This window comes from Actinosynnema sp. NPDC020468 (assembly GCF_040642015.1).
Classification (GTDB): domain Bacteria; phylum Actinomycetota; class Actinomycetes; order Mycobacteriales; family Pseudonocardiaceae; genus Actinosynnema.
This window is the reverse complement of record NZ_JBFAEO010000059.1, coordinates 14790-36740: the sequence shown is the minus strand read 5'-3', so window position 1 is coordinate 36740 and position 21951 is coordinate 14790. Positions and strand designations below refer to the sequence as shown.

Genomic DNA, 21951 nt, shown 5'->3' with positions numbered 1-21951 from the left:
GATGTACGGCATGAGTGCATTCGTGCCTTCGGACGACGACGTCCGCGGTGTCCTGGAGTGGTTCGACCGGTGGGACGCGCTGGCCGCGGCCAAGGACGTGGAGGCGCTGGCCGGGATGTCGCTGTTCCCGGTCAACGCGGTGACCGACGGGTCGGCGGAGCAGTGGGACCGGGAGCGGTTCCTGGTCGCGATGCGGGCCGCGCTCGGCGAGGGCGAGGTGGAGATGACGTCGGTGCGCACGCCGACGTTCGTCGACGAGGGGCTGGTGTTCGTGATCACCGACGCCACGATCGGGGGTCATCGGACGCGGTACGGGGACCTGTTGGTGAAGGTCGAGGGGGAGTGGTTGTTCCAGACGATGGCCCAGGGCGGGTGGTGAAGTTACAAACAGTCTTGACTGTTTGTAAGTAGCGCTGAACACTGCCGGACATGGCAGTGGAGGCGCGGCGGCAGGCCGACCGCACCCGGGAAACCCGGCGGAAGCTCATGGAGGCGACCGTCGAGTGCCTGGTGGACCGGGGTTGGGCGGGCACGACGACGACGGTGGTGGCCGAGCTGGCCGGGGTGTCCAGGGGTGCGCAGCTGCACCACTTCCGGACCCGCGGCGAGCTGGTCGCCGCCGCCGTCGAGCACCTGGGCGCGGAGAGCGTCGCGCACCTGCGGGACCGCGCCGCGCAGGTCGGCGGCAGCACGGCCGCGGTGGTCGGGCTGATCGCCGACTTCTACGCCAGCGACCTGTTCACCGCGGCGCTGGAGCTGTGGGTGGCCGCGCGCACCGACCCCGACCTGCGCACCGTGGTGGTGCCGCTGGAGGTGAGGCTCGGTCGCGAGACCCACCGCCTCGCCGTGGAACTGCTCGACGCCGACGAAACCCGTCCGGGCGTCCGCGAAGCCGTGCAGATCACCCTCGACCTGGTCCGCGGCCTGGCGCTGGCGAACCAGCTCACCGACGACGCGAAGCGGCGCGCGCGGATCGTCCGGCACTGGGCCGGGATGCTGGAGGCCGCGCTGTGATCGACGCCGTCCTGACCGACCTCGACGCGGAGAGCCGGGTGCTGGACGACCTGGTCGCGCCGTTGCCCGACTGGTCGACGCCCACGCCCGCGCCGGGGTGGACGATCGCCCACCAGATCGCCCACCTGCGGTGGACCGACCGGATCTCGGCGCAGGCCGCGACCGAGCCGGACGCGTTCGCCGAGCGGTTGCGCACCGCGCCGCCGGACCTGGTCGAGCGCGGCGCGGCGGAGCCGGTGACCCTGGCCGACTGGCGGGCGTCCCGGCGCGCGCTGGCCGAGGCGTTACGCGCGGTGCCCGCCGGGGTGAAGGTGCCGTGGTTCGGGCCGCCGATGAGCCCGACCTCGATGGCCACCGCCCGGCTGATGGAAACGTGGGCGCACGGCCAGGACGTGGCCGACGCGCTGGGTGTGACCCGCGAGCCGACGCACCGGCTGCGGCACGTGGCGCACATCGCGGTGCGGGCGTTCGGGTACGCGTTCCTGGTCAACGGAAAACCCGTGCCGGCGGCGCCGGTGCGGGTCGAGCTGGTCGCGCCGGACGGCTCGGCGTGGACGTGGGGACCCGAGGGCGCGGCCGACCGGATTTCCGGGCCGGCGCTGGACTTCTGCCTGCTGGCGACGCAACGGCGGCACCGCGACGACCTGGCCGTGGTGGCCACCGGCGAGGTGGCCGCGGCGTGGGTGCCGATCGCGCAGGCGTTCGCCGGTCCGCCCGGCGCGGGACGGGAGCGGTCGTGATCCGGATCGGGAACGCCTCGGGCTTCTACGGCGACCGGTTCTCCGCCGTGCGGGAGATGCTGGAGGGCGGGCCGCTCGACGTGCTCACCGGCGACTACCTGGCCGAGTTGACCATGCTGATCCTCGGCCGGGACCGGGCGCGGGACGCCTCGCTCGGGTACGCGCGGACGTTCCTGCGGCAGCTGGAGGACGCGCTCGGGCTCGCGCTGGAGCGCGGCGTGAAGATCGTGTCCAACGCGGGCGGGCTGAACCCGGAGGGGTTGGCGGCGGCCGTCGACCGGCTCGGGCTCGGCGCGAAGGTGGCCTGCGTGACCGGTGACGACCTGCGGTCGGAGTTCCCGGACTCGTTGACCGCCAACGCCTACCTCGGCGCGTGGGGCATCGCGGAGTGCCTGCGCGCCGGCGCGGACGTGGTGGTGACCGGGCGGGTGACCGACGCGTCGCTGGTGGTCGGCCCGGCCGCGGCGCGCTTCGGGTGGGGTCGCGCGGACTGGGACCGGCTGGCGGGAGCCACGGTCGCCGGGCACGTGCTGGAGTGCGGAACCCAGGCCACCGGCGGGAACTACGCGTTCTTCACCGGGATCGACGTGGGCACACCGGGTTTCCCGATCGCCGAGGTGCACGAGGACGGCTCGGCGGTGATCACCAAGCACGAGGGCACCGGCGGCGCGGTCACCGTGGACACGGTCACCGCCCAGTTGCTCTACGAGATCGGCGACCCGGCCTACCCCGGGCCGGACGTGGTGAGCCACTTCGACACGATCCGGCTCGACCCGCACGAGCGCGGGGTGCGGATCTCGGGTGTGGTCGGCTCGCCGCCGCCGGACACGCTCAAGGTCTGCCTGAACTCGCTCGGCGGGTTCCGCAACGCCACCACGTTCGTCCTCTGTGGACTCGACGTCGAGGCGAAGGCGGCGCTGGCGCGGCGGCAGCTGGAGGACGCGATCGGCGCGGAGGGCCTGACCTGGACGTTGGCCCGCACCGAGCACGTCGACGCGGACACCGAGGAGGCCGCGTCCGCGCTGCTGCACGTGGTGGTCAAAACCGCGGACCCGAAGCGCGCCAAGGCGTTCGCCCGGGCCGGGATCGAGCTGGCGCTGGGGTCCTACCCCGGTTTCCACGTCACCGCGCCACCGGGCGACGGCACGCCGTTCGGCGTGTACCGGGCGGCGTACGTGCCGCGCGACTCGGTGCCGCACCGGGCCGTGCTGCCGGGTGGGGAGGTGGTCGCGATATGAGGGTTCCGCTCGGCACGATCGTCGGCGCGCGGTCCGGCGACAAGGGCGGTGACGCCACCCTCGGCGTGTGGGTGCGCACCGAGGAGCAGTACCGGTGGCTGGTCGCGGAGCTGACCGTCGAGCGGCTCGGGGTGCTGCTGCCCGAGGCGGGTGAGGTCACGCGGTACGAGTTGCCCAACCTCAAGGCGCTGAACTTCGTGCTGCACGGGCTCCTGGGCGAGGGCGTGGCGTCGTCGACCCGGTTCGACCCGCAGGCCAAGGCGCTGGGCGAGTGGCTGCGCTCCCGGCACGTCGACATCCCGGAGGAACTGCGGTGAACCCCTTCGACACCCCCGAGCGCCGGGAGCTGCGGTCCACCGTGCGCCGGTTCACCGAGCGCGAGGTCGTGCCGCGGCTCGCGGAGTGGGAGCGGGCGGGCGAGCTGCCGCGCGAGCTGCACCGGTCGGCGGCCGCGATCGGGTTGCTGGGCATCGGGTTCCCCGAGGCCGTCGGCGGTGGCGGCGACCTGCTCGACACGGTCGTGCTCACCGAGGAGCTGATCGCGGCCGGCGGCTCGTCCGGGCTGGTCGCGGGCCTGCTGACGCACGGGATCGCGTTGCCGCACATCGTGGACGCCGGTGACGCGGACCTGGTCGACCGGTTCGTCCGGCCGACGCTGGAGGGCGGGCTGATCGGGGCGCTCGCGGTCACCGAGCCCGGCGGCGGGTCGGACGTGGCGGCGCTGACCACCCGCGCGGTCCGCGACGGCGACCACTACGTCGTCAACGGGACCAAGACGTTCATCACCTCGGGCGCCCGGGCGGATTTCGTCACGACGGCGGTGCGCACCGGTGGCCGGGGTCATCAGGGCGTGAGCCTGCTGGTGGTGGAGAGGGGCACGCCCGGGTTCGCGGTCGACCGGCGGCTGGAGAAGATGGGCTGGCACTGCTCGGACACCGCCGAACTGTCCTTTGTGGATGCCCGGGTGCCGGTGCGCAACCTGGTGGGCGCGGAGAACTCCGGGTTCGCGCTGATCATGCGGCAATTCCAGGTGGAGCGGATCTCGTTGGCCGTGCAGGCCTACGCGACCGCGCAGCGCTGCCTGGACCTGGCGGTCGAGTACACCCGACGGCGCGAGACGTTCGGCAAGCCGCTGATCGCGCGCCAGGTCGTGGCGCACCGGCTGGTGGAGATGGCGCAGCGGACCGATCTCGTGCGCACCTACGTCCGCGACGTCGCGGTGCGGGTGGCGCGCGGCGAGGAGGTGGTGGCACAGGTGTGCTTCGCGAAGAACGCGGCGGTGGAGGCCTGCTCGTTCGTGGTCGACGCGGCGGTCCAGCTGCACGGCGGCGCGGGCTACCTGCGGGACAGCGAGGTGGAGCGGCACTACCGCGACGCGCGGATCCTCGGCATCGGCGGCGGCGCCACCGAGGTCATGACGGAGTTGGCGGCCAGGCGATTGGGGTACACGGCGTGAGCACGTTGCGGACGGCGGTGGACCGCCGGTCACCGGAGTACGAGGCGAACCGGGCCGCGCTGCTGGCCGGCATCGCGAACCTGGACGCCGAGCAGGCCAAGGCGCTGGCGGGCGGTGGGCCCAAGTACACCGAGCGGCACCACCGGCGCGGGAAGCTGTTGGCGCGCGAGCGGATCGAGCTGCTGGTGGACCAGGACAGCGCGTTCCTGGAGCTCTCGCCGCTGGCCGCGTGGGGCACCGACTACCCGGTGGGCGCGAGCGTGGTCACCGGGATCGGCGTGGTCGAGGGCGTCGAGTGCGTGATCGTGGCCAACGACCCGACCGTGCGCGGCGGCGCGACCAACCCGTGGACGCTGCGCAAGACGTTCCGGGCCAACGACATCGCGTTGCGCAACCGGTTGCCGCTGATCGGGCTGGTCGAGTCCGGCGGCGCGGACCTGCCGAGCCAGAGCGAGATCTTCATCCCCGGCGGGCGGGCGTTCCGGGACCTGACCCGGTTGTCCGCGGCCGGGATCCCCACCGTCAGCACGGTGTTCGGCAACGCCACGGCCGGCGGCGCGTACGTGCCGGGCATGTCGGACTACGTGGTGATGATCAAGGACCGCTCGAAGGTGTTCCTCGGCGGGCCGCCGCTGGTGAAGATGGCGACCGGCGAGGAGTCCGACGACGAGTCGCTCGGCGGCGCGCGGATGCACGGCGCCACCTCGGGGTTGGCCGACTTCGTCGCCGAGGACGAGGTGGACGCGATCCGGCTGACCCGGCGGGTGGTGGCGCGGCTCAACTGGCGCAAGCTCGGGCCGGAGCCCAAGGCGGTCGACGCCCCGTTGTACGACGAGGAGGAGCTGCTCGGGGTGGTGCCGACCGACCTGCGGGTGCCGTTCGACCCGCGCGAGGTGATCGCGCGGGTGGTCGACGGCTCGCGGTTCGACGAGGTCAAGCCGGACTACGGCACGAGCCTCGTCACCGGCTGGGCCGACCTGCACGGGTACCCGGTGGGGATCCTGGCCAACGCGCGCGGCGTGCTGTTCAGCGCGGAGGCGCAGAAGGCCGCCCAGTTCGTCCAGCTCGCCAACGCGAGCCACACCCCGTTGCTGTTCCTCCAGAACACCACCGGCTACATGGTCGGCGCGCGCTACGAGCAGGGCGGCATCATCAAGCACGGCGCGATGATGATCAACGCGGTGGCCAACTCCACCGTGCCGCACCTGACCGTGGTGATGGGAGCGTCCTACGGCGCGGGCAACTACGGCATGTGCGGCCGTGCCTACGACCCGAGATTCCTGTTCACCTGGCCGAACGCCAAGTCCGCGGTCATGGGTCCGGCGCAGCTCGCGGGCGTGCTGTCGATCGTGGCGCGGCAGGCCGCGGCGGCCAAGGGCCAGGACTACGACGAGGAGCACGACGCGGCCATGCGGAAGATGGTGGAGGGTCAGGTCGAGCAGCAGTCGGTCGCGGCGTTCCTGTCCGGCAGGCTCTACGACGACGGTGTGATCGACCCCCGGGACACCCGCACGGTGCTGGGGCTGTGCCTGTCGGCGATCCACAGTGGACAGATCAGGGGCGCCGACGGCTACGGCGTCTTCCGGATGTGAGGGCGGCATGATCGGCACACTGCTCGTGGCCAACCGGGGCGAGATCGCCCGCCGGGTCTTCCGCACCTGCCGTGAGCTGGGCATCAGCTCGGTCGCGGTGTGCTCGGACCCGGACGTCGACGCGCCGCACGCGAGGGAGGCGGACGCCTGCGTCGTGCTGCCCGGCGCCGCGCCCGCGGACACTTATCTGCGCGCGGACGCGCTCGTGGCCGCCGCGCTCGCGGCCGGCGCGGACGCTGTGCACCCGGGATACGGTTTCCTGTCGGAAAACGCCGCCTTCGCGCGGGCCGTCCTGGAGGCCGGTCTCACGTGGGTCGGACCGGACCCCGACGTGATCGAGGCGATGGGGTCGAAGGTCGCGGCGAAGAAGCTCGTGGCCGCGGCCGGCGTGCCCGTGCTGCCGGACCTCGACCCCGGTTCGGCGACCGAATTCCCCTTGCTCGTCAAGGCTTCCGCCGGTGGCGGTGGGCGTGGTATGCGGATCGTCCGGTCACCCGACGACCTCGCGGAGCAGGTCGCGGCGGCGCGGCGGGAGGCCGAGTCGGCGTTCGGCGACGGCACCGTCTTCTGCGAGCCGCTGCTGGAGCACGCCCGGCACGTCGAGGTGCAGCTGCTCGCGGACCGGCACGGCGCGGTGTGGGCGCTGGGCGAGCGGGAGTGCTCGATCCAGCGGCGGCACCAGAAGATCGTGGAGGAGACGCCGAGCCCGGCCGTCACGCCGGAGGTCCGCGAACGGCTCTTCACCGCGGCCGTGGCGGCGGCGCGGGCCATCGGGTACGTGGGCGCGGGCACCGTCGAGTTCCTGCTCGCCGACGACGGCCGGTTCCACTTCCTCGAGGTCAACACCCGGTTGCAGGTCGAGCACCCGATCACCGAGGAGGTGTTCGGGATCGACCTGGTGGCCTGGCAGATCGCGATCGCGGAGGGCGACCGGCTGCCCGCGGGGCCGCCCGCGCCGAACGGCCACGCGATCGAGGTCCGGCTCTACGCCGAGGACCCCGAGCACGACTGGCGGCCGGCGAGCGGGACCCTGCGGCGGTTCCGGGTGCCCGCCGGGGTGCGGGTGGACAGCGGCGTGGAGGACGGCAGCGAGGTCGGCGTGCACTACGACCCGATGCTGGCGAAGGTGATCGCGTGGTCGCCGACCCGGTCCGGCGCGATCCGCAAGCTCGCCGCCGCGCTGGAGCGGGCGGAGATCCACGGGCTCGTGACCAACCGGGAACTGCTCGTCCGGACACTTCGGCATCCCGAATTCGCGCGTGGCGCCACTCACACCGATTTCCTCGACCGGAACCGCCTCACCGAGCCCGTGGCCGCGGATGTGCGGCCCGCCGCGCTGGCCGCGGCACTGGCCCTGGCGGAGCGGAGGAGGCGAACGACACCCCCGGGTTGGCGCAACCTGCCGTCCCAGCCGCAAAGAGCGGTATTCGCGCACCGGGGCGGTGTAGTCGAGGTGGAGTACCGACACGGCCGTTCGGGTGTAACGACAAACCTTGATGTCAACGTCGTGCGCACGGGGGTCGACTCCGTCGTGCTGGAGTCGGGCGGCGTCCGGACGGTTTTCCCGGTGGTGGTGTGCGGTCGGCACGTCGATGTGGGTGCGGTCGGGTTCACGATCGTTCCGCGATTCCCGGAACCTGAAACGACATTGGCCCCTGGCGCGACGGCCGCCCCTATGCCCGGCACCGTCGTGCGGGTGTCGGTGGCGGTGGGGGACCCGGTCGAGGCCGGTGCCGAACTCCTTGTGCTGGAAGCGATGAAGATGGAGCACCGGGTGCTCGCGACCACCGGGGGAGTGGTCGCCGAGGTGCTGGTGGAGACGGGTCGACAGGTCGACGCCGGCGACGTGCTGGCCGTTGTGGAGGAGCGGGCATGACCGACTTCACCGAGAGCGCGGAGCGCGTGGCGCTGCGGGCCGCCGTGCGGGCACTGGCGTCGCGGTACGGCCACGAGTACTTCGAGGCCAAGGCGCGGGCCGGGGAGAAGACCGACGAGCTGTGGGCCGAGGCGGGCCGGCTCGGCTACCTCGGGGTGGCCGTCCCCGAGGAGTACGGCGGTGGTGGCGGTGGCATCGGGGACCTCGCCGCGGTGTGCGAGGAACTGGCCGCGGCGGGGTGCCCGATGCTGTTGATGGTGGTGTCGCCGGCGATTTGCGGGACCGTGATCGCGCGTTTCGGCACGCCCTCCCAGAAACGGCGGTGGCTGCCCCGGTTCGCCGACGGGAGCGCCAAGATGGCGTTCGCGATCACCGAGCCGGACGCCGGTTCGAACTCGCACCGACTGGCCACCGCGATCCGCCGCGACGGCGACGGGTGGGTGCTTTCCGGCGGCAAGCACTACATCTCCGGCGTGGACGAGGTCGAGGCCGTCCTGGTGGTCGCCAGGCACGTGGACGACTCCGGACAACGGCTCCTTCCCTCGCTGATGGTCGTGCCCACCGACGCGCCGGGTTTCTCCTACCGGCACATCCCGATGGACCTCGTGTCCCCGGAAAAGCAGTTCACCTGCTTCTTCGACGACGTGCGGCTGCCCGCCGACGCCCTCGTGGGCAGCGAGGACGGCGGCTTGGCGCAGCTGTTCGCGGGCCTGAACCCGGAACGCGTCATGGCGGCGTCGTTCGCCACCGGCATGGCCCGCCGCGCGCTCGACCAGGCGAGCGCGTACGCCCGCACCAGGAAGGTCTGGGACACGCCCATCGGGGCGCACCAGGGCGTCGCGCATCCACTGGCGCAGTGTGCGATCCAGGTCGAACTCGCCCGGGTGATGACCCAGAAGGCCGCGGCGCTCTACGACTCCGGAGAGGACCGGGCTGCGGGTGAGGCGGCCAACATGGCCAAGTACGCGGCGGGTGAGGCGGTGGCGGCTTCGGTCGACCAGGCGATCCAGGTGCACGGTGGCAACGGGTTGGCTTCGGAGTACGGACTCGGCTCCCTGCTGGCCGCGTCCAGGTTGTCCCGAATCGCGCCGGTCAGCCGGGAAATGATCCTCAACTACGTGGCGCAGCACACCCTCGGGCTGCCGCGGTCGTATTGACTCAGGCCCATTCCCAGCGCAGGCCGACGACGCCCGGCCCGAAGTCCAGCGCGACCGCGTACGCGTAGCCCCACGTGTCCACCGGGGTTTCGCGGACGTCGGTCGGCGCCCCGCCCTGCAAACCGGTGGTGAATTGCTCGCAGCGCGCCGGGCGGCACCGCGAGTCGTAGCGGACCTCCAGCACGTACTCGCGCACGGGGTGGCGGAAGCGCCTGGAGTGCGTGTTGTCGTACGTCGGGTGGTGCGGCGCGACGTGGATCAGCTCGTACTCGACCGCGGTGCGCTCTCCCCTGCGCAGCGGTCGGTCGAACAGCAGCTCGGCGATCATCAGACCGTTGCGCGGATCGGCGGAGACCCGCCCCAGTCTGCACGAGCGCAGCGTGCCGATGACCGGCAGCGGGTCGCCCGGCAGCCGGGTGTCGTACCCGAGCAGCACGCGGTCGACGCCCGCGCGCTCGGCTCGCAGCACCTGGCGCGACCGCACCCGGCGGGTGCTGCCGTCCAGCGCGAGCTCCACCTGGTCGCGCAACGACAACCGGGTGAGGTCCTCGTCGGCGCTCGTGTCCACGTCCGCGAGCAGTTCGGCCATGGACTCGTAGTCGGCCGAGGCGACCCACCCCTCCGGGCTGGACGACCGCAGCCGGGGCCGGGCCTTCCCGCGCGGCCTCGGCGGTCCCAGCAGCGTGCTCAGACCACCCTCGCCGACCTCCAGGATCTCCTCCAGGTGGCCGACCGCGGCGAGCGAGTCCGGTCGCTCCGGGCGGCGCCTGCCGGACTGCCAGTAGCTCAGCGCGGCGATGCTCACCGCCACGCCGCGCGACCGCAGCTTGTGCTGGATGCGCTCCAGGCTCAAGCCCTTCGCCCGGATCGCGGCTCTCAACGCGTCCGCGAAGGGGTCCGCTCCCGTCTCGATCCGCCGGGGATCGCGAACCCGCGATTCCTGTCCGGCGACTGGCGCTGGCATCCTGCGCTCCTTCTCTCCCAAGGACAAGGCGAGCGACGTTATCGCGCGAAATCCTCGCCGCGGTACAGCCGATCGGGTTTCCCGGAGTGAATTTAACCGAATCGGCGGGCGAAATCCGGGCACCCCGGAATGTTTGAATTCTCATTAACAGATGGCGTGTGAAGACCCGGTTGGGCGATCAGCGCACCGGCGCTGGGTCGTCTGGTCCCGCGCGGTCCGCCGGGTGCCTCACAACGTCTGGGTATGAGGTGATTTCAGGCACATCACGGCGCACCGGCCGCTAGCCGGCGGCGGGTGGTACCCGCGGTATTTTCGCCACGGAGTTGAATGGTTTCTCCGGGAGTTCTCCGGGTTGTCCCGCGGCTGTTGTCCGCACGTCCTCCACTGTGGACGGACGGGCGATTTCCCGACCACAGTGGACGATCATCACCGGTCCGGGTCGCCGAACCGGCGCCTGTACGCGGTCGGGCGGCGCCTGCCACGCTCGGTGGTTCCGACGGGTCCCGGCGCGCGAGGTGTGCCGGGACCCACCTCGCCCTGCGGAGGAAACCCCATGCGCAAGCTCTTACCCGGCGGTCTCGCCGCGGTCCTCGCGATCGCCGTCGTCGCCACACCCGCGGCCGCCGAAGGAGTGGTCCTGCACGCCGGCTCGGCCGCCGCGGTGCCCGGCAGCTACCTGGTCAAGCCGGCCGACACCGCGAACCCGACCGACGTCGCGGCCCGGTTCGGCGATCGCGTCACGCGCGCGTTCACCGGGTCGTACCGCGGTTTCGCGGTGCGGTTGACCGCGCGGCAGGCCCGCCGGCTCGCCGCCGACCCCGCCGTCGCCTACGTCGAGCAGGACCAGGTGGTGCGCGCGAACTCCACCCAGAAGGACGCGCCCTGGGGACTGGACCGGATCGACCAGCGCGCCCTGCCGCTGAACACGACCTACGACTACACGACCACCGGCGCCGGCACGACCGCGTACGTGATCGACACCGGCGTGCGGATCACGCACGCCGAGTTCGGCGGTCGCGCGTCCTACGGCTGGGACGCGATCGACAAGGACGACGTGGCGCAGGACGACAACGGCCACGGCACGCACGTCGCGGGCCTGGTCGCCGGCCGCACCTACGGCGTGGCCAAGGGCGCCAAGGTGGTGGCCGTGCGGGTGCTCGACGGCCAGGGCAGCGGCACGACCGCGGGCGTGATCGCGGGCGTGGACTGGGTGACCCGCAACGCGGTCAAGCCCGCGGTCGCCAACTTCAGCCTGGGCGGCGGCGTGTCGGTCGCGCTGGACGACGCGGTGCGCCGGCTGATCGCGTCCGGCGTCACCGCGTCGGTCACCGCGGGCGGCAGCGGCACCACGGTCGCGAACGTCTCGCCGGCCCGGGTCGCCGAGGCACTGGTGTCCGGGGCGTCGACCCAGAACGACCAGCGCGCGTCGTACTCCAACTACGGGCCCGGGGTCGACGTGTACGCGCCCGGCGTGGCCATCACCTCGGCGTGGCACACCGGCGACACCGCGACGAACACGGTGGGCGGCACCTCGATGGCGACCGGTTTCGTCACGGGCGTGGCGAGCCGGTACCTCCAGGCGAACCCGAGGGCGACGCCGGCGCAGGTGGAGGCCGAGGTCGTCCGCGAGGCCACCCCGCTGGGCTGGGGCCGGCTGCTCTACTGGTCGCCCACCAGGTGATCGTGGCTGGGGGCGAGGTCGTGGCTCATCACGATCTCGCCCTCGGCGACCTCGCCCGTCTCGTGGAACCCGAACGCGGCGTACAGGCCGCGCGCGACCGCGTTGCCCGGCAGCACGCCGAGCACCAGTCGGGTGCGGCCCTCCGCGCGGGCCACGTCGGCGATCGCGGTCAGCCCCTTGCGGCCGAGGCCCCGGCCCTGCGCGCGGCGGTCGACCATGAACCGCGCGACGCGCAGCACGTCGGGCTCGGTGCGCTCCAGGAGCGTGAAGCCGACCAGGTCCGCGCCGTTGATCAGCGCGAGCGGCTGGAGCGTCGGCCGGTGCACCCACGCGTCGGCGATCGAGCGCAGGTTCGTGGCGACGAAGAGACGCTGGTCTTCGTGGACCTCAAGGGCGATGACGGCGGGGTAGTTGTCCTTCGTGACGGGTGCCAGATGCATGGCAGAGCTTCTACCATTCGGCTCAAGTGGCGGGAAAGCGCAGGTCAGCGCATTCATTCACGCTGGGGAATAACTGGCAATCTTTCACACTTCCGGGCGGATGGTCCGGTTCCCTAGGTTGGTGACCGTAAGCGAGGGTCTGGTGGCCGAGCGTCACCCCCGAGCCCTGCAGCTCCTCGGGGTGCTCGTCCGGTTCACCACTTCGAGAACGGATGCCGCATGCGAGAGTCACGACAGGTCCGGTTCCTGGCCGGCGTCGGGGTGGCTGCGATCGCCGCCGCCGCGACGTCCCTGTTGGCCGCTCCGGCCCAGGCCGCGACGGGCGAGATCCGCGCCGCCGACGCCGCCGAGAAGGTGCAGAACAGCTTCATCGTCAAGCTCAAGGACGGCGCGTCGACGTCGGCCGACGGCCTGGCCGGCCAGTACGGCGGCCGCGTGGACCGGGTCTTCTCCAAGGCGCTCAACGGGTTCACCGTGTCGCTGTCGGAGACCGCGGCCAAGCGCCTCGCCGCCAACCCGGCGGTCGAGTACGTCGAGCAGAACCAGGTCTTCCACACCGACACGACCCAGTCGAACCCGCCGTCCTGGGGTCTCGACCGGATCGACCAGAAGAACCTGCCGCTGGACTCGGCCTACAGCTACACCTCCACCGGCTCGGGCGTGAACGCCTACGTCATCGACACCGGTGTGCGGATCAGCCACTCCACGTTCGGCGGCCGGGCCCGCAACGGGTACGACTTCGTCGACAACGACTCGGTGGCGCAGGACGGCAACGGCCACGGCACGCACGTCGCGGGCACCATCGCGGGCTCGCAGTACGGCGTGGCCAAGGGCGCGACGATCTACGCGGTGCGCGTGCTCGACAACAACGGCTCCGGCACCACCGCGGGTGTCGTGTCCGGTATCGACTGGGTGACCACCAACCACGTCAAGCCGGCCGTGGCGAACATGTCGCTCGGCGGTGGCGCGTCCTCCACGATCGACGCGGCGGTCCGCAAGTCGATCGCGGCCGGCGTGACCTACGCGGTCGCGGCGGGCAACAGCAACACCAACGCGTCCTCCTCGTCGCCCGCCCGGGTGACGGAGGCGATCACGGTCGGCGCCACGGACAAGACCGACGCGCGGGCCAGCTACTCGAACTACGGCTCGGTGCTCGACATCTTCGCGCCGGGGTCGGCGATCACCTCGTCGTGGAACACCAACGACACGGCGACCAACTCGATCTCGGGCACGTCGATGGCCACGCCGCACGTGGTCGGGGCGGCGGCTCGGTACCTGGCCACCAACCGGACGGCGACGCCGGCCCAGGTCGCGAGCTACCTGACCGGGCAGGCCACGCCGAGCAAGGTCACCAACCCGGGGTCGGGCTCGCCCAACCGGTTGCTGTACCTCGCGCCCACGCTCTGAGCGGGTGATCCGGGTCCGGTTGGTCCGGGGTCCGGTGAGCCGGGCTCGGGTGTGATCGGGTGATCTTCGTGGGGCCGCCTCCCCGGTTCGTGGGGAGGCGGCCCCTACTTCTCCGAGATCGACTCGAACTTCAGCGGCGTGCTCGGCCTGCCCTCGCCGTCGGAGCTGCCGGTGCCCTTGGCCACCCCGCCCGCGGCCACCTTGTCGATCACCGACATGCCCTTGGTGACCGTGCCGAACACCGGGAAGTCCGGCGTGATGTCCAGCGAGTCCTTGTGCATGATGAAGAACTGGCTGCCGTTGGTGCCCGCCTCGCGGGTGTTGGCCATCGCGATGACGGCCCGGCTGAACCCGGTCTTGGTCGCGGTCGGGTCGTCGTACTGGTAGCCGGGCGTGCCGCGCCCCGTCGCGCCCGCGTCGCCGCATTGCAGCAGGTAGAAGGCCTGCACGGTGAGTCGGTGGCAGGACGTGCCGAGGTAGTACTGCTTCTCGACCAGGTACTTGAAGCTGTGCACGGTGCAGGGCGCGCTCTTGGCGTCGAGTTCGAACTCCATCTCGCCCTGGTTGGTCTTCACGACGAACGTGTGGGTGCCGTAGGACTCGACCTTGCCGTCCGCCGGCGGCTCGACCGGCTTGGCCGCGGCGGTCGAGGTGTCCTTCGTGTACTCGCAGTCGACGGGTGGGAACTCGGGGTTCGGGTCGGCGACCGGCGAGCCGATCACCGACTGGGCGCACCCGGCGGAGAGCAGCAGCAGCGGGAGCGCACTCGCGAGCAGACGTCGTGACACCGGCAGATAGTACGGCGTGATCCGCGTGGTCGGTGGTGGGTGATCCGCGCGGTGGGTGGTGGGTGATCCGCGTGGTCGGCGGGCGGTGGCTCGCGGGGCGCGGTGGGCCTTGCGGGAAACCTGGTGGCGCGGCCTACCTGGGTGTTGGCTAGCCTTGGCCGCCAGCAGTCGTCCACGTATACGAGGAGTGCAGTACCCGTGATGCGCACGCACGAGGCCGGGTCTCTCCGGGCCGAGCACGTCGGGCAGTCCGTCACCCTGACCGGGTGGGTCGCCCGCAGGCGCGATCACGGCGGTGTCATCTTCATCGACCTGCGGGACGCCTCGGGCATCGCCCAGGTGGTGTTCCGCGAGGGTGAGATGGCCGAGCGCGCCCACCGGCTGCGCTCCGAGTTCGTGGTCAAGGTCGTCGGCGAGGTCACCCGCAGGCCCGAGGGCAGCGAGAACTCCGACCTGGCCACCGGTGACATCGAGGTCTACGCCTCGACGCTGGAGGTGCTGAGCGAGTCCGCGGCGCTGCCGTTCCAGCTGGACGAGCACCTCGAGGTCGGCGAGGAGGTCCGGCTCAAGCACCGGTACCTCGACCTGCGGCGCAGCGGTCCGGCCAAGGCGCTGCGGCTGCGCAGCGAGGCCAACCGGATCGCCCGCGAGGTGCTGGCCGGCGAGCGGTTCGTGGAGGTCGAGACGCCCACGCTGACCCGGTCGACGCCCGAGGGCGCGCGGGACTTCGTGGTGCCCGCCCGGCTGCGGCCCGGCTCCTGGTACGCGCTGCCGCAGTCGCCCCAGCTGTTCAAGCAGCTGCTGATGGTCGGCGGGTTGGAGCGGTACTACCAGATCGCCCGCTGCTACCGGGACGAGGACTTCCGGGCCGACCGGCAGCCCGAGTTCACCCAGCTCGACATCGAGATGAGCTTCGTCGAGCAGGACGACGTCATCGCGCTGGCCGAGAAGATCCTCGGGCGGCTCTGGAAGGAGCTGGCCGGGTACGACATCGGCGGGCCCATCCGGCGGATGACCTACGCCGAGGCGATGGCGAAGTACGGCAGCGACAAGCCCGACCTGCGGTTCGGGCTGGAGCTGACGGAGCTGACGGCGTACTTCAAGGACACCCCGTTCCGGGTGTTCCAGGCGCCGTACGTGGGCGCGGTCGTGATGCCCGGTGGCGCGGACCAGCCCCGGCGGACGCTCGACGCGTGGCAGGAGTGGGCCAAGCAGCGCGGGGCGCGCGGGTTGGCTTACGTGCTCGTGGGTGCGGACGGGACGCTCGGCGGGCCGGTGGCCAAGAACCTGTCCGAGGCCGAGCGCGAGGGGTTGGCCAAGGCGGTCGGCGCGGCTCCCGGTGACTGCGTGTTCTTCGGCGCGGGTGACGCGGACTCGGCTCGGGCGTTGCTCGGCGCGGCGCGGAACGAGATCGCGGCCCGGGTCGGCTTGATCGAGGAAGGGTCCTGGTCGTTCGTGTGGGTCGTGGACGCGCCCATGTTCGAGGCCGTGGACAAGATCGGCGACGACGTCGCGCTGGGCAGCGGGCAGTGGACGGCGTTGCACCACGCGTTCACCTCGCCCAACGCGGAGTGGATCGAGCGGTTCGAGCAGGACCCCGGGAACGCGCTGGCGTACGCGTACGACATCGTGGTGAACGGCAACGAGATCGGTGGTGGGTCGATTCGTATCCACCGGGCCGACGTGCAGCAGAAGGTCTTCGGGATCATGGGGCTCGGGGCCGAGGAGGTCCAGGAGCAGTTCGGGTTCCTGCTGGACGCGTTCAAGTTCGGGGCGCCGCCGCATGGTGGCATCGCGTTCGGGTGGGACCGGGTGACCATGTTGTTGGGCGGGTACGAGTCGATTCGGGACGTGATCGCGTTTCCGAAGTCGGGGAACGGGTTCGACCCGTTGACCTCGGCGCCGGCGCCGATCAGTGCTCAGCAGCGCAAGGAAGCCGGGGTGGACTTCAAGCCCAAGCCCGCGTAGGGCTGGGTGCGGCTCGCGTGTGGGGTGCGGCTCGCGTTTAGGGCGTGAAGAGCGTCCTCGCCGGACGGGCAGCGCCTCCGGGGGTTAGGGCGTCGTGTTCTCCCCGTATGGCCTGCCTGAGGCAACCACATGCGTCAAGGGGGCCGTTGGTGACTTTGGCCGGCGGTAGCGCTGAATGTGCCCCCTTGACACATGCGGTTGGGCTTCGCCCAGGCCATACGGGGAGAACACGAGGCCCCTGGTCTGGTCGGGCGCGACCGTTGCGCTTGGTGTGGTGGGTCTCGGGGAGTGGGATGTTCTGGGGTTTCCCTGGTTTGGGGTTGGGGGAACTGGTAGGCATCGGGGCTTCGGGTGTTGGCGTTCTGGTGGTGGGCTCTGTGTAGTGGTCCGCTTTCGGAACGGAGTGTGGTGGTTGTGGCGTGGTTGGTTGCGGTGCGTCACGGGTGCTGCACGGGTTTTGTCAGGCCGGCTGCCAGCGGGGGTAGGGTCGGAGGGGATGAGCGTGGAGATCACCGCCGGCTCAACGGACACCGACGACGATGAACCCTCCGAGTTGTGGGATGCGGTGAGGGCCGCCGAATCCGTGTTGAGTGGGCGGTTCGGAGCTGCTGTTCGGCTGGCCGATCCCGAGGACCTCGGGGGGACCGGCCGGTCTGTCGTCGTGCGGGTTCGGGTGGCTTCGACGCCGTTTTCGTTGCCCCGGACGTTGGTCGTGAAGCGGTATCCGTCGGCTGTCGCCGATCGGGATCCGTTCGCGCACGAGGCGGTCAGTCACAAGTTGCTCACCGCGATGCCCGGTGAGGATCGGTTGACGCCCGAGTTGGTGGCGCAGGACAACCGCAAGCGGTTGGTCGTGTTGGAGGACCTGGGCAAGGCGCCTCGGTTGGCCGAGAAGTTGTTGGGGCGGGATGCCCGGGCCGCCGAGCGCGGGTTGTTGGCGTGGGCGCACGCGATGGGGCGGTTGCACGCCACCACCGCGGGGCGGGACGCGGATTTCGACGCCCTGATGCGGCGGCAGGGCAGTCAGTGTTGTGCCGATCCCGTCGCGGTCGATCTGCACGAGGCGTTGGACGGGTTGCCGCGGTTGCTCGACGAGGTGTTGGGCGTGGAGACGTCCGCGGCGGTGTTGGACGTCGCGGTGCAGGCCTGGCGGAACTTCGTGGCGTCGCGGCGGCGGGCGTTCAGCCCTTCCACGTCGTGCCCGGACAACCACCTCGTGACCAGCAAGGGCGTGCGGTTCCTCGACTTCGAGGGCGGCTGCGTGCGGGACATCGTGTTCGACGCGGCGTGCCTGCGGGTGCCGTTCCCGTCGTGCTGGTGCGGGTACGGGTTGCCGGCGGGGATGTCGGAGGCGATGGTCGCGGCGTGGCGGGCCGAGGTCGGGTCGGTGTGGCCGGACCTGGACGACGACGCGGTGTTCCTGCCGCGGTTGTTGGAGTCGCAGATGCTGTGGGTGTGGCTCGGCACGTGGCGCGGGCTGCCCGGGTTGGACCAGGCGCTGCCCTCCGGGCACCGGTCGGTGGACTCGCCGCCGCGCACGCACGTCCTGGTGCACCGGTGGACCAGGTTGCGCACGGACGCGCTGGCGCTGGGCGCGAAGGAGCAGGCCGCGCACGCCGACGCCGTGATCGCCGCGCTGGTGGCGCGGTACGGGGCGGAGATCGCGGAACTGCCGCTGTACCCGGCATTCCGGTAGCGTTCCGCCTGCTGTTCCCGGGTGGTCAACTCGCTGCGCGATGGTGTTGTCGTGGTGCGCAGCCTGGTGGTTCTGGGTGACTCGACGACGGTGGGGGTCGGTGACCCCGTGTCCGGTGGGTGGCGTGGTGTCGGGCGGTTGCTCGCCGCGGCGTTCGCCGGTGCCCGGTACACGAATCCCTCGTTTCCCGGCGCTCGTGTCGCCGACGTCCGGCGCAAGCAGTTGCCGGCGGCGTTGGCGCAGGTGCCGGACGCCGCGGTGGTGCTGGTCGGGATGAACGACACGCTGCGGTCGGATTTCGACGCCGTGCGGCTGCACGAGGACCTGGACGCGATCGTGGGTGAACTGGTCGCGGCGGGCTCGGCGGTGGTGACGGTGCGGTTCCACGACCACAGTCGGGTGTTCCGGCTGCCCGGCGCGTTGCGGCGGGCGCTCAAGGGGCGCATCGAGGAGTTGAACGCGGTCGTGGACGCGGTGGTCAAGCGGCACGGCGCGGGGTGCGTGGACCTGGATCTCATGGAGGGCGCGTACGAATTGGACACGTGGGCGGTCGACCGGCTGCACCCCTCGGAGTTGGGGCACCGGCGGTTGGCGCTGGCGTTCGCGAACCGGCTCGCCGACCAGGGGTGCGCGGTGACCGAGCCGGTGTCGCTGGTGTGCACGGGCGGGTTGCGGATCACGCCGTTGCACCACGTGGCGTGGCTGCTGATCAAGGGGATCCCGTGGGTGTGGCGGCGCAGCCGGGACCTGCTGCCGTACGCGATCGCGATCTTCTACCGGGCGTGGATCGGCCGGCCGGAAACCCGGCGCGCGCTGATGCTGGACGACGAGGCGGTGGCCACCGCCGATCTCGGTGACCACCGCCTGTCGATCGAGACTCCCTAGCCCAGCTTGTAGACGGTCTGCCCGCCGACGGTCCGGGCGGTGAAGTTCGCCTCGACCCACGCGGTGATGTCGCTGTTGCCGCCGCCGGGTCCGCCGCCCATGCCGCCGCCGGCGACGTAGTAGCCGATGTCGCCCTCGGCGACGTACTGCTTGAACTCCTCCAGCGTCGGGGCCGGGTCGCCGCCGCTCCAGCCGCCGATGCCGATGACCGCCTTGCCGGAGGCCAGTTCCAGGCTCGCCGCGCCCTGCGCGCTGGTCGTCGCCGCGGCCCAGGTGCCGGTGGTCTGCTTGAGCAGGTCGGTCAGCTCGGACGACTGGGTGCCCTCGCCGCCCGGGAAGCCGCCGCCCATGCCGTCGGTCGAGTAGCCCGCCGGGCCGGACATCGGGATCGAGCCGGAGTGCGTCGTGGCCGCGGTCGCGACGCTGAACGCGGCGGCCGAGAACAGCGACGTGGCGACCGCGAGGGCCGCGACCCGGCGCACGCCGAGCACGATCGCGGTCGAGACCAGCACGGTCAGCGCGACGACGGTCCAGCGCAGCGCGGGCAGCCAGTCCGCGTACCGGTTGAGCAGGGAGAAGCCCCAGAAGCCGGACGCGGCGACCATCGCCGCGAGCGAGATCCGGACCGGGAGGTGCTTGCGGCCGCGCCACAGTTCGCGGCCCGCGATCGCGACCAGCGCGGCGACGCCGGGCGCGGCGGCCACCGTGTAGTACGGGTGCGTGATGCCGCTCATGAAGCTGAACGTGACCCCGTTGACGATCACCCACAGGCCCCACAGGAGCAGCGCGGCGCGGGTGCGGTCGGTGCGCTTGGCGCGGCGGGAGAACCACAGGCCCGCGCCGAGGCCGATGAGCGCGGCGGGCAGCAGCCAGGAGATCTCCGCGCCCATGCTCGCGCCGAACAGCCGACCGATGCCCGTGCTGCCGCCGAAGCCGATGTTGCCGCCGCCCACGCCCCCGCCGCCGGGACCGCCGCCGTTTCCGCCGCCGAAGATCCGGCCGAGGCCGTTGTAGCCCAACGCCAACTCCCACAGGGAGTCGTTGGTCGAGCCGCCGATGTAGGGCCGGGACTCCTTCGGCCAGATCTCCACCAGCGCGATGAACCAGCCCGCGGACACCGCCACCGACACGCCCGCGCCCAGCAGGTGCAGCACCCGCTTCGGCAGCGACGTGGGCGCGGCGACCAGGTAGGCCACGGCCATGCCGGGCAGCACCAGGAACGCCTGGCCCATCTTGGTGAGGAACGCGAAGCCGATCGCGGCGCCCGCGAGCGCGAGCCACCGGAAGCCGGCCTTCTCGATCGCGCGCACCGTGCAGTAGGCGGCGGCGACCATGAGCAGCACGAGCAGCGCGTCCGGCAGGTTGAACCGGAACATCAGCACGGCCACCGGGGTCAGCGCGAGCGCGAGGCCCGCGAGCAGCCCGGCCACCGCGCCCGAGGTGCGCTTCACCGTGGCGTACAACAACCACACGGCCAGCACGCCCTCGATCGCCTGCGGTGCCAGCACGGTCCAGCTGGAGAAGCCGAAGACGCGGGCGAACAGGCCGCTCACCCACAGCGCGGCGGGCGGCTTGTCGACGGTGATCACGCCGCCGGCGTCGAGGCCGCCGAACAGCCACGCGGTCCAGCTCTGCGCGCCGGCCTGGGTGGCCGCGGCGTAATAGCTGTTGCCCCAGCCGGAATCGGTCAGGTCCCACAGGTACAGGACCGCGGTGCCGACGAGCAGGACCACCAGGGCGGGTGTGGTCCAGCCGCGTGGCGCGGGTTTCGGGGCCTGGTCGGCGGGCGCGTCGCCCGCCGTCAGGGTGGCGGTCATCAGGGAGTCTCCAAAGTGGACGGACGGGGACGGAAGACCCAGTTGCGCAGCAACAGGAAGCGCAGCACGGTGGCCAGCAGGTTGGCGCCGACGACGACGGCCACCTCGGCCACGCCGCCGGGGTCGGAGTAGGAGTGCAGCACGGCCAGGGAACCGCTGGTGAGGGCGAGTCCGAGGCCGAACACGATCAGGCCCTCGAACTGGTGGCGGCCCGCGCCGTCGCGGCCGCGCACGCCGAAGGTGAAGCGGCGGTTGGCGGCGGTGTTCGCGATCGCGGTGACCAGCAGTGCCACCAGGTTCGCGCCCTGCGCGCCGAGACCGCCGCGCAGCAGCACGAACAGCAGCAGGTACGCCAACGTGCTGGCGACGCCGATCGCGCCGAACCGGACGAGTTGCTTGAGCAGCCCGGCCGGCACGCCCGGCGCGTGGGGTTCGAGGGGTTGTCGGCCCAGTTGGGCGCGCAGGTCGCCGATGGGGATCCTCCCGGAGAACAGGCCGCGGGCGACCCGGACGACGCCCTTCAGGTCGGCCACGGCGGTGGACACGATGTCGACCCGGCTGTCCGGGTCGTCGACCCAGTCCACCGGCACCTCGTGGATGCGCGCGCCGGCCCGTTCGGCCAGCACGAGCAGTTCGGTGTCGAAGAACCAGCCGGTGTCCTCGACGTGCGGCAGCAGTCGGCGGGCCACGTCGGCCCGGATCGCCTTGAAACCGCACTGCGCGTCGGTGAAGCGGGCGTGCAGGGTGCCGCGCAGGATCAGGTTGTAGCACCGGGAGATGAACTCGCGCTTCGGACCGCGCACGACGCGCGCCCCTCGGGCGAGCCTGCTGCCGATGGCGATGTCCGAGTGACCCGAGATCAGCGGCGCCACCAGTGGCGCGAGCGCGGCCAGGTCGGTGGACAGGTCGACGTCCATGTAGGCGAGGACGGCGGCGTCCGACGCGCTCCACACGGCCTTCAGCGCGCGGCCGCGGCCCTTCTCGGTCAGGTGCACGGCCGAGACGTTCGGCAGTTCGCGGGTGAGTTCGTCCGCGACGGCGGCGGTGGCGTCGGTGCTCGCGTTGTTCGCGATGGTGATCCGGAAGCGGTACGGGAAGGTCTGGGTGAGGTCGGCGTGCAACTTGCGCACGCACGGGGCCAGGTCGCGTTCCTCGTTGTACACGGGGACCACAACGTCGAGCACCGTGGTCGTCGTCAGCGTCGCGGTTGTCATGGGATCACCCTCGGGCGC

General features: G+C 71.8%; 17 protein-coding genes and 1 pseudogene. 13 read left to right on the top strand and 5 right to left on the bottom strand.

The genetic code is table 11. From position 1 onward, the window contains the following. Positions 1-10: 10 nt before the first annotated feature. From AB0G50_RS31235 to AB0G50_RS31200, 8 genes and pseudogenes are all read left to right on the top strand, one after another. Positions 11-379: a nuclear transport factor 2 family protein gene (locus tag AB0G50_RS31235; RefSeq protein WP_360115873.1), complete on the top strand. Its 369-nt coding sequence runs from the start codon at positions 11-13 to the stop codon at positions 377-379. A gap of 50 nt (positions 380-429) precedes the next feature. Further along, the gene (locus AB0G50_RS31230) at positions 430-1014 is read left to right on the top strand and encodes a TetR family transcriptional regulator (protein WP_360115870.1); all 585 of its coding nucleotides are present in this window, start codon (positions 430-432) and stop codon (positions 1012-1014) included. Continuing rightward, the gene (locus AB0G50_RS31225; protein WP_360115867.1) at positions 1011-1754 is read left to right on the top strand and encodes a TIGR03084 family metal-binding protein; all 744 of its coding nucleotides are present in this window, start codon (positions 1011-1013) and stop codon (positions 1752-1754) included. The genes AB0G50_RS31230 and AB0G50_RS31225 overlap by 4 nt, the downstream gene beginning before the upstream one ends. 56 nt (positions 1755-1810) lie before the next feature. Next, positions 1811-3309 (top strand): annotated as a pseudogene (locus AB0G50_RS31220) (acyclic terpene utilization AtuA family protein). Continuing rightward, positions 3306-4448 (top strand): acyl-CoA dehydrogenase family protein, encoded by a 1143-nt coding sequence (locus tag AB0G50_RS31215; protein WP_360115864.1) that lies wholly within the window; start codon positions 3306-3308, stop codon positions 4446-4448. The pseudogene AB0G50_RS31220 and the gene AB0G50_RS31215 overlap by 4 nt, the downstream one beginning before the upstream one ends. Further along, entirely contained in the window at positions 4445-6040 is a 1596-nt protein-coding gene (locus tag AB0G50_RS31210; protein WP_360115861.1) for a carboxyl transferase domain-containing protein, read from the top strand. The genes AB0G50_RS31215 and AB0G50_RS31210 overlap by 4 nt, the downstream gene beginning before the upstream one ends. A 7-nt stretch (positions 6041-6047) precedes the next feature. Further along, positions 6048-7916 (top strand): biotin carboxylase N-terminal domain-containing protein, encoded by a 1869-nt coding sequence (locus AB0G50_RS31205; protein WP_360115858.1) that lies wholly within the window; start codon positions 6048-6050, stop codon positions 7914-7916. Continuing rightward, positions 7913-9073, top strand: coding sequence for an acyl-CoA dehydrogenase family protein (locus AB0G50_RS31200; RefSeq protein WP_360115856.1), 1161 nt, complete (start codon positions 7913-7915; stop codon positions 9071-9073). The genes AB0G50_RS31205 and AB0G50_RS31200 overlap by 4 nt, the downstream gene beginning before the upstream one ends. Before the next feature lies 1 nt (position 9074). Here the strand turns inward: AB0G50_RS31200 and AB0G50_RS31195 are convergent, their stop codons facing one another. Then, positions 9075-10037: a hypothetical protein gene (locus tag AB0G50_RS31195; protein WP_360115853.1), complete on the bottom strand. Its 963-nt coding sequence runs from the start codon at positions 10035-10037 to the stop codon at positions 9075-9077. Positions 10038-10590: 553 nt separating this feature from the next. Here AB0G50_RS31195 and AB0G50_RS31190 point away from each other — a divergent pair. After that, entirely contained in the window at positions 10591-11718 is a 1128-nt protein-coding gene (locus AB0G50_RS31190; protein ID WP_360115850.1) for a S8 family peptidase, read from the top strand. On the opposite strand, the gene AB0G50_RS31185 is transcribed toward AB0G50_RS31190, so the two are convergent. Further along, positions 11697-12158, bottom strand: a complete 462-nt coding sequence (locus AB0G50_RS31185) for a GNAT family N-acetyltransferase (protein ID WP_360115847.1) — start codon at positions 12156-12158, stop codon at positions 11697-11699. The two genes, AB0G50_RS31190 and AB0G50_RS31185, sit on opposite strands and share 22 nt — an antisense overlap. 219 nt (positions 12159-12377) lie before the next feature. Between AB0G50_RS31185 and AB0G50_RS31180 the strand changes: the two genes are divergently transcribed. After that, positions 12378-13565 (top strand): S8 family peptidase, encoded by a 1188-nt coding sequence (locus AB0G50_RS31180; protein WP_360115844.1) that lies wholly within the window; start codon positions 12378-12380, stop codon positions 13563-13565. 104 nt (positions 13566-13669) lie between these two features. On the opposite strand, the gene AB0G50_RS31175 is transcribed toward AB0G50_RS31180, so the two are convergent. After that, positions 13670-14353: a peptidylprolyl isomerase gene (locus tag AB0G50_RS31175; RefSeq protein ID WP_360115841.1), complete on the bottom strand. Its 684-nt coding sequence runs from the start codon at positions 14351-14353 to the stop codon at positions 13670-13672. Positions 14354-14551: 198 nt separating this feature from the next. Here AB0G50_RS31175 and aspS point away from each other — a divergent pair, with 198 nt between their 5' ends. The 3 genes from aspS (at position 14552) to AB0G50_RS31160 (ending at position 18902) form a co-directional block, all read left to right on the top strand. Beyond that, entirely contained in the window at positions 14552-16321 is a 1770-nt protein-coding gene (gene aspS, locus AB0G50_RS31170; protein ID WP_360115838.1) for an aspartate--tRNA ligase, read from the top strand. A gap of 790 nt (positions 16322-17111) precedes the next feature. Continuing rightward, positions 17112-18017, top strand: a complete 906-nt coding sequence (locus AB0G50_RS31165) for a hypothetical protein (RefSeq protein ID WP_360115835.1) — start codon at positions 17112-17114, stop codon at positions 18015-18017. A 51-nt stretch (positions 18018-18068) separates the two neighbouring features. Beyond that, the gene (locus AB0G50_RS31160) at positions 18069-18902 is read left to right on the top strand and encodes an SGNH/GDSL hydrolase family protein (protein WP_360115832.1); all 834 of its coding nucleotides are present in this window, start codon (positions 18069-18071) and stop codon (positions 18900-18902) included. On the opposite strand, the gene AB0G50_RS31155 is transcribed toward AB0G50_RS31160, so the two are convergent. Together AB0G50_RS31155 and AB0G50_RS31150 are read right to left on the bottom strand one after the other, a co-directional pair. Then, on the bottom strand, positions 18899-20719 hold the full coding sequence (locus tag AB0G50_RS31155; protein ID WP_360115829.1) for a glycosyltransferase family 39 protein: 1821 nt from the start codon (positions 20717-20719) through the stop codon (positions 18899-18901). The two genes, AB0G50_RS31160 and AB0G50_RS31155, sit on opposite strands and share 4 nt — an antisense overlap. Beyond that, entirely contained in the window at positions 20719-21933 is a 1215-nt protein-coding gene (locus AB0G50_RS31150; protein ID WP_360115826.1) for a bifunctional glycosyltransferase family 2/GtrA family protein, read from the bottom strand. The genes AB0G50_RS31155 and AB0G50_RS31150 overlap by 1 nt, the downstream gene beginning before the upstream one ends. Between the last annotated feature and the right edge of the window lie 18 nt (positions 21934-21951).

Excerpts from the sequence above, each read along its gene's own strand:
- AB0G50_RS31205 (WP_360115858.1), top strand. The coding sequence starts at position 6,048 with ATGATCGGCACACTGCTCGTGGCCAACCGGGGCGAGATCGCCCGCCGG.
- AB0G50_RS31155 (WP_360115829.1), bottom strand. The coding sequence starts at position 20,719 with ATGACCGCCACCCTGACGGCGGGCGACGCGCCCGCCGACCAGGCCCCG.
- AB0G50_RS31235 (WP_360115873.1), top strand. The coding sequence starts at position 11 with ATGAGTGCATTCGTGCCTTCGGACGACGACGTCCGCGGTGTCCTGGAG.
- AB0G50_RS31180 (WP_360115844.1), top strand. The coding sequence starts at position 12,378 with ATGCGAGAGTCACGACAGGTCCGGTTCCTGGCCGGCGTCGGGGTGGCT.
- AB0G50_RS31185 (WP_360115847.1), bottom strand. The coding sequence starts at position 12,158 with ATGCATCTGGCACCCGTCACGAAGGACAACTACCCCGCCGTCATCGCC.
- AB0G50_RS31200 (WP_360115856.1), top strand. The coding sequence starts at position 7,913 with ATGACCGACTTCACCGAGAGCGCGGAGCGCGTGGCGCTGCGGGCCGCC.
- AB0G50_RS31165 (WP_360115835.1), top strand. The coding sequence starts at position 17,112 with ATGCCCGGTGAGGATCGGTTGACGCCCGAGTTGGTGGCGCAGGACAAC.
- AB0G50_RS31150 (WP_360115826.1), bottom strand. The coding sequence starts at position 21,933 with ATGACAACCGCGACGCTGACGACGACCACGGTGCTCGACGTTGTGGTC.
- AB0G50_RS31190 (WP_360115850.1), top strand. The coding sequence starts at position 10,591 with ATGCGCAAGCTCTTACCCGGCGGTCTCGCCGCGGTCCTCGCGATCGCC.
- AB0G50_RS31195 (WP_360115853.1), bottom strand. The coding sequence starts at position 10,037 with ATGCCAGCGCCAGTCGCCGGACAGGAATCGCGGGTTCGCGATCCCCGG.
- AB0G50_RS31230 (WP_360115870.1), top strand. The coding sequence starts at position 430 with ATGGCAGTGGAGGCGCGGCGGCAGGCCGACCGCACCCGGGAAACCCGG.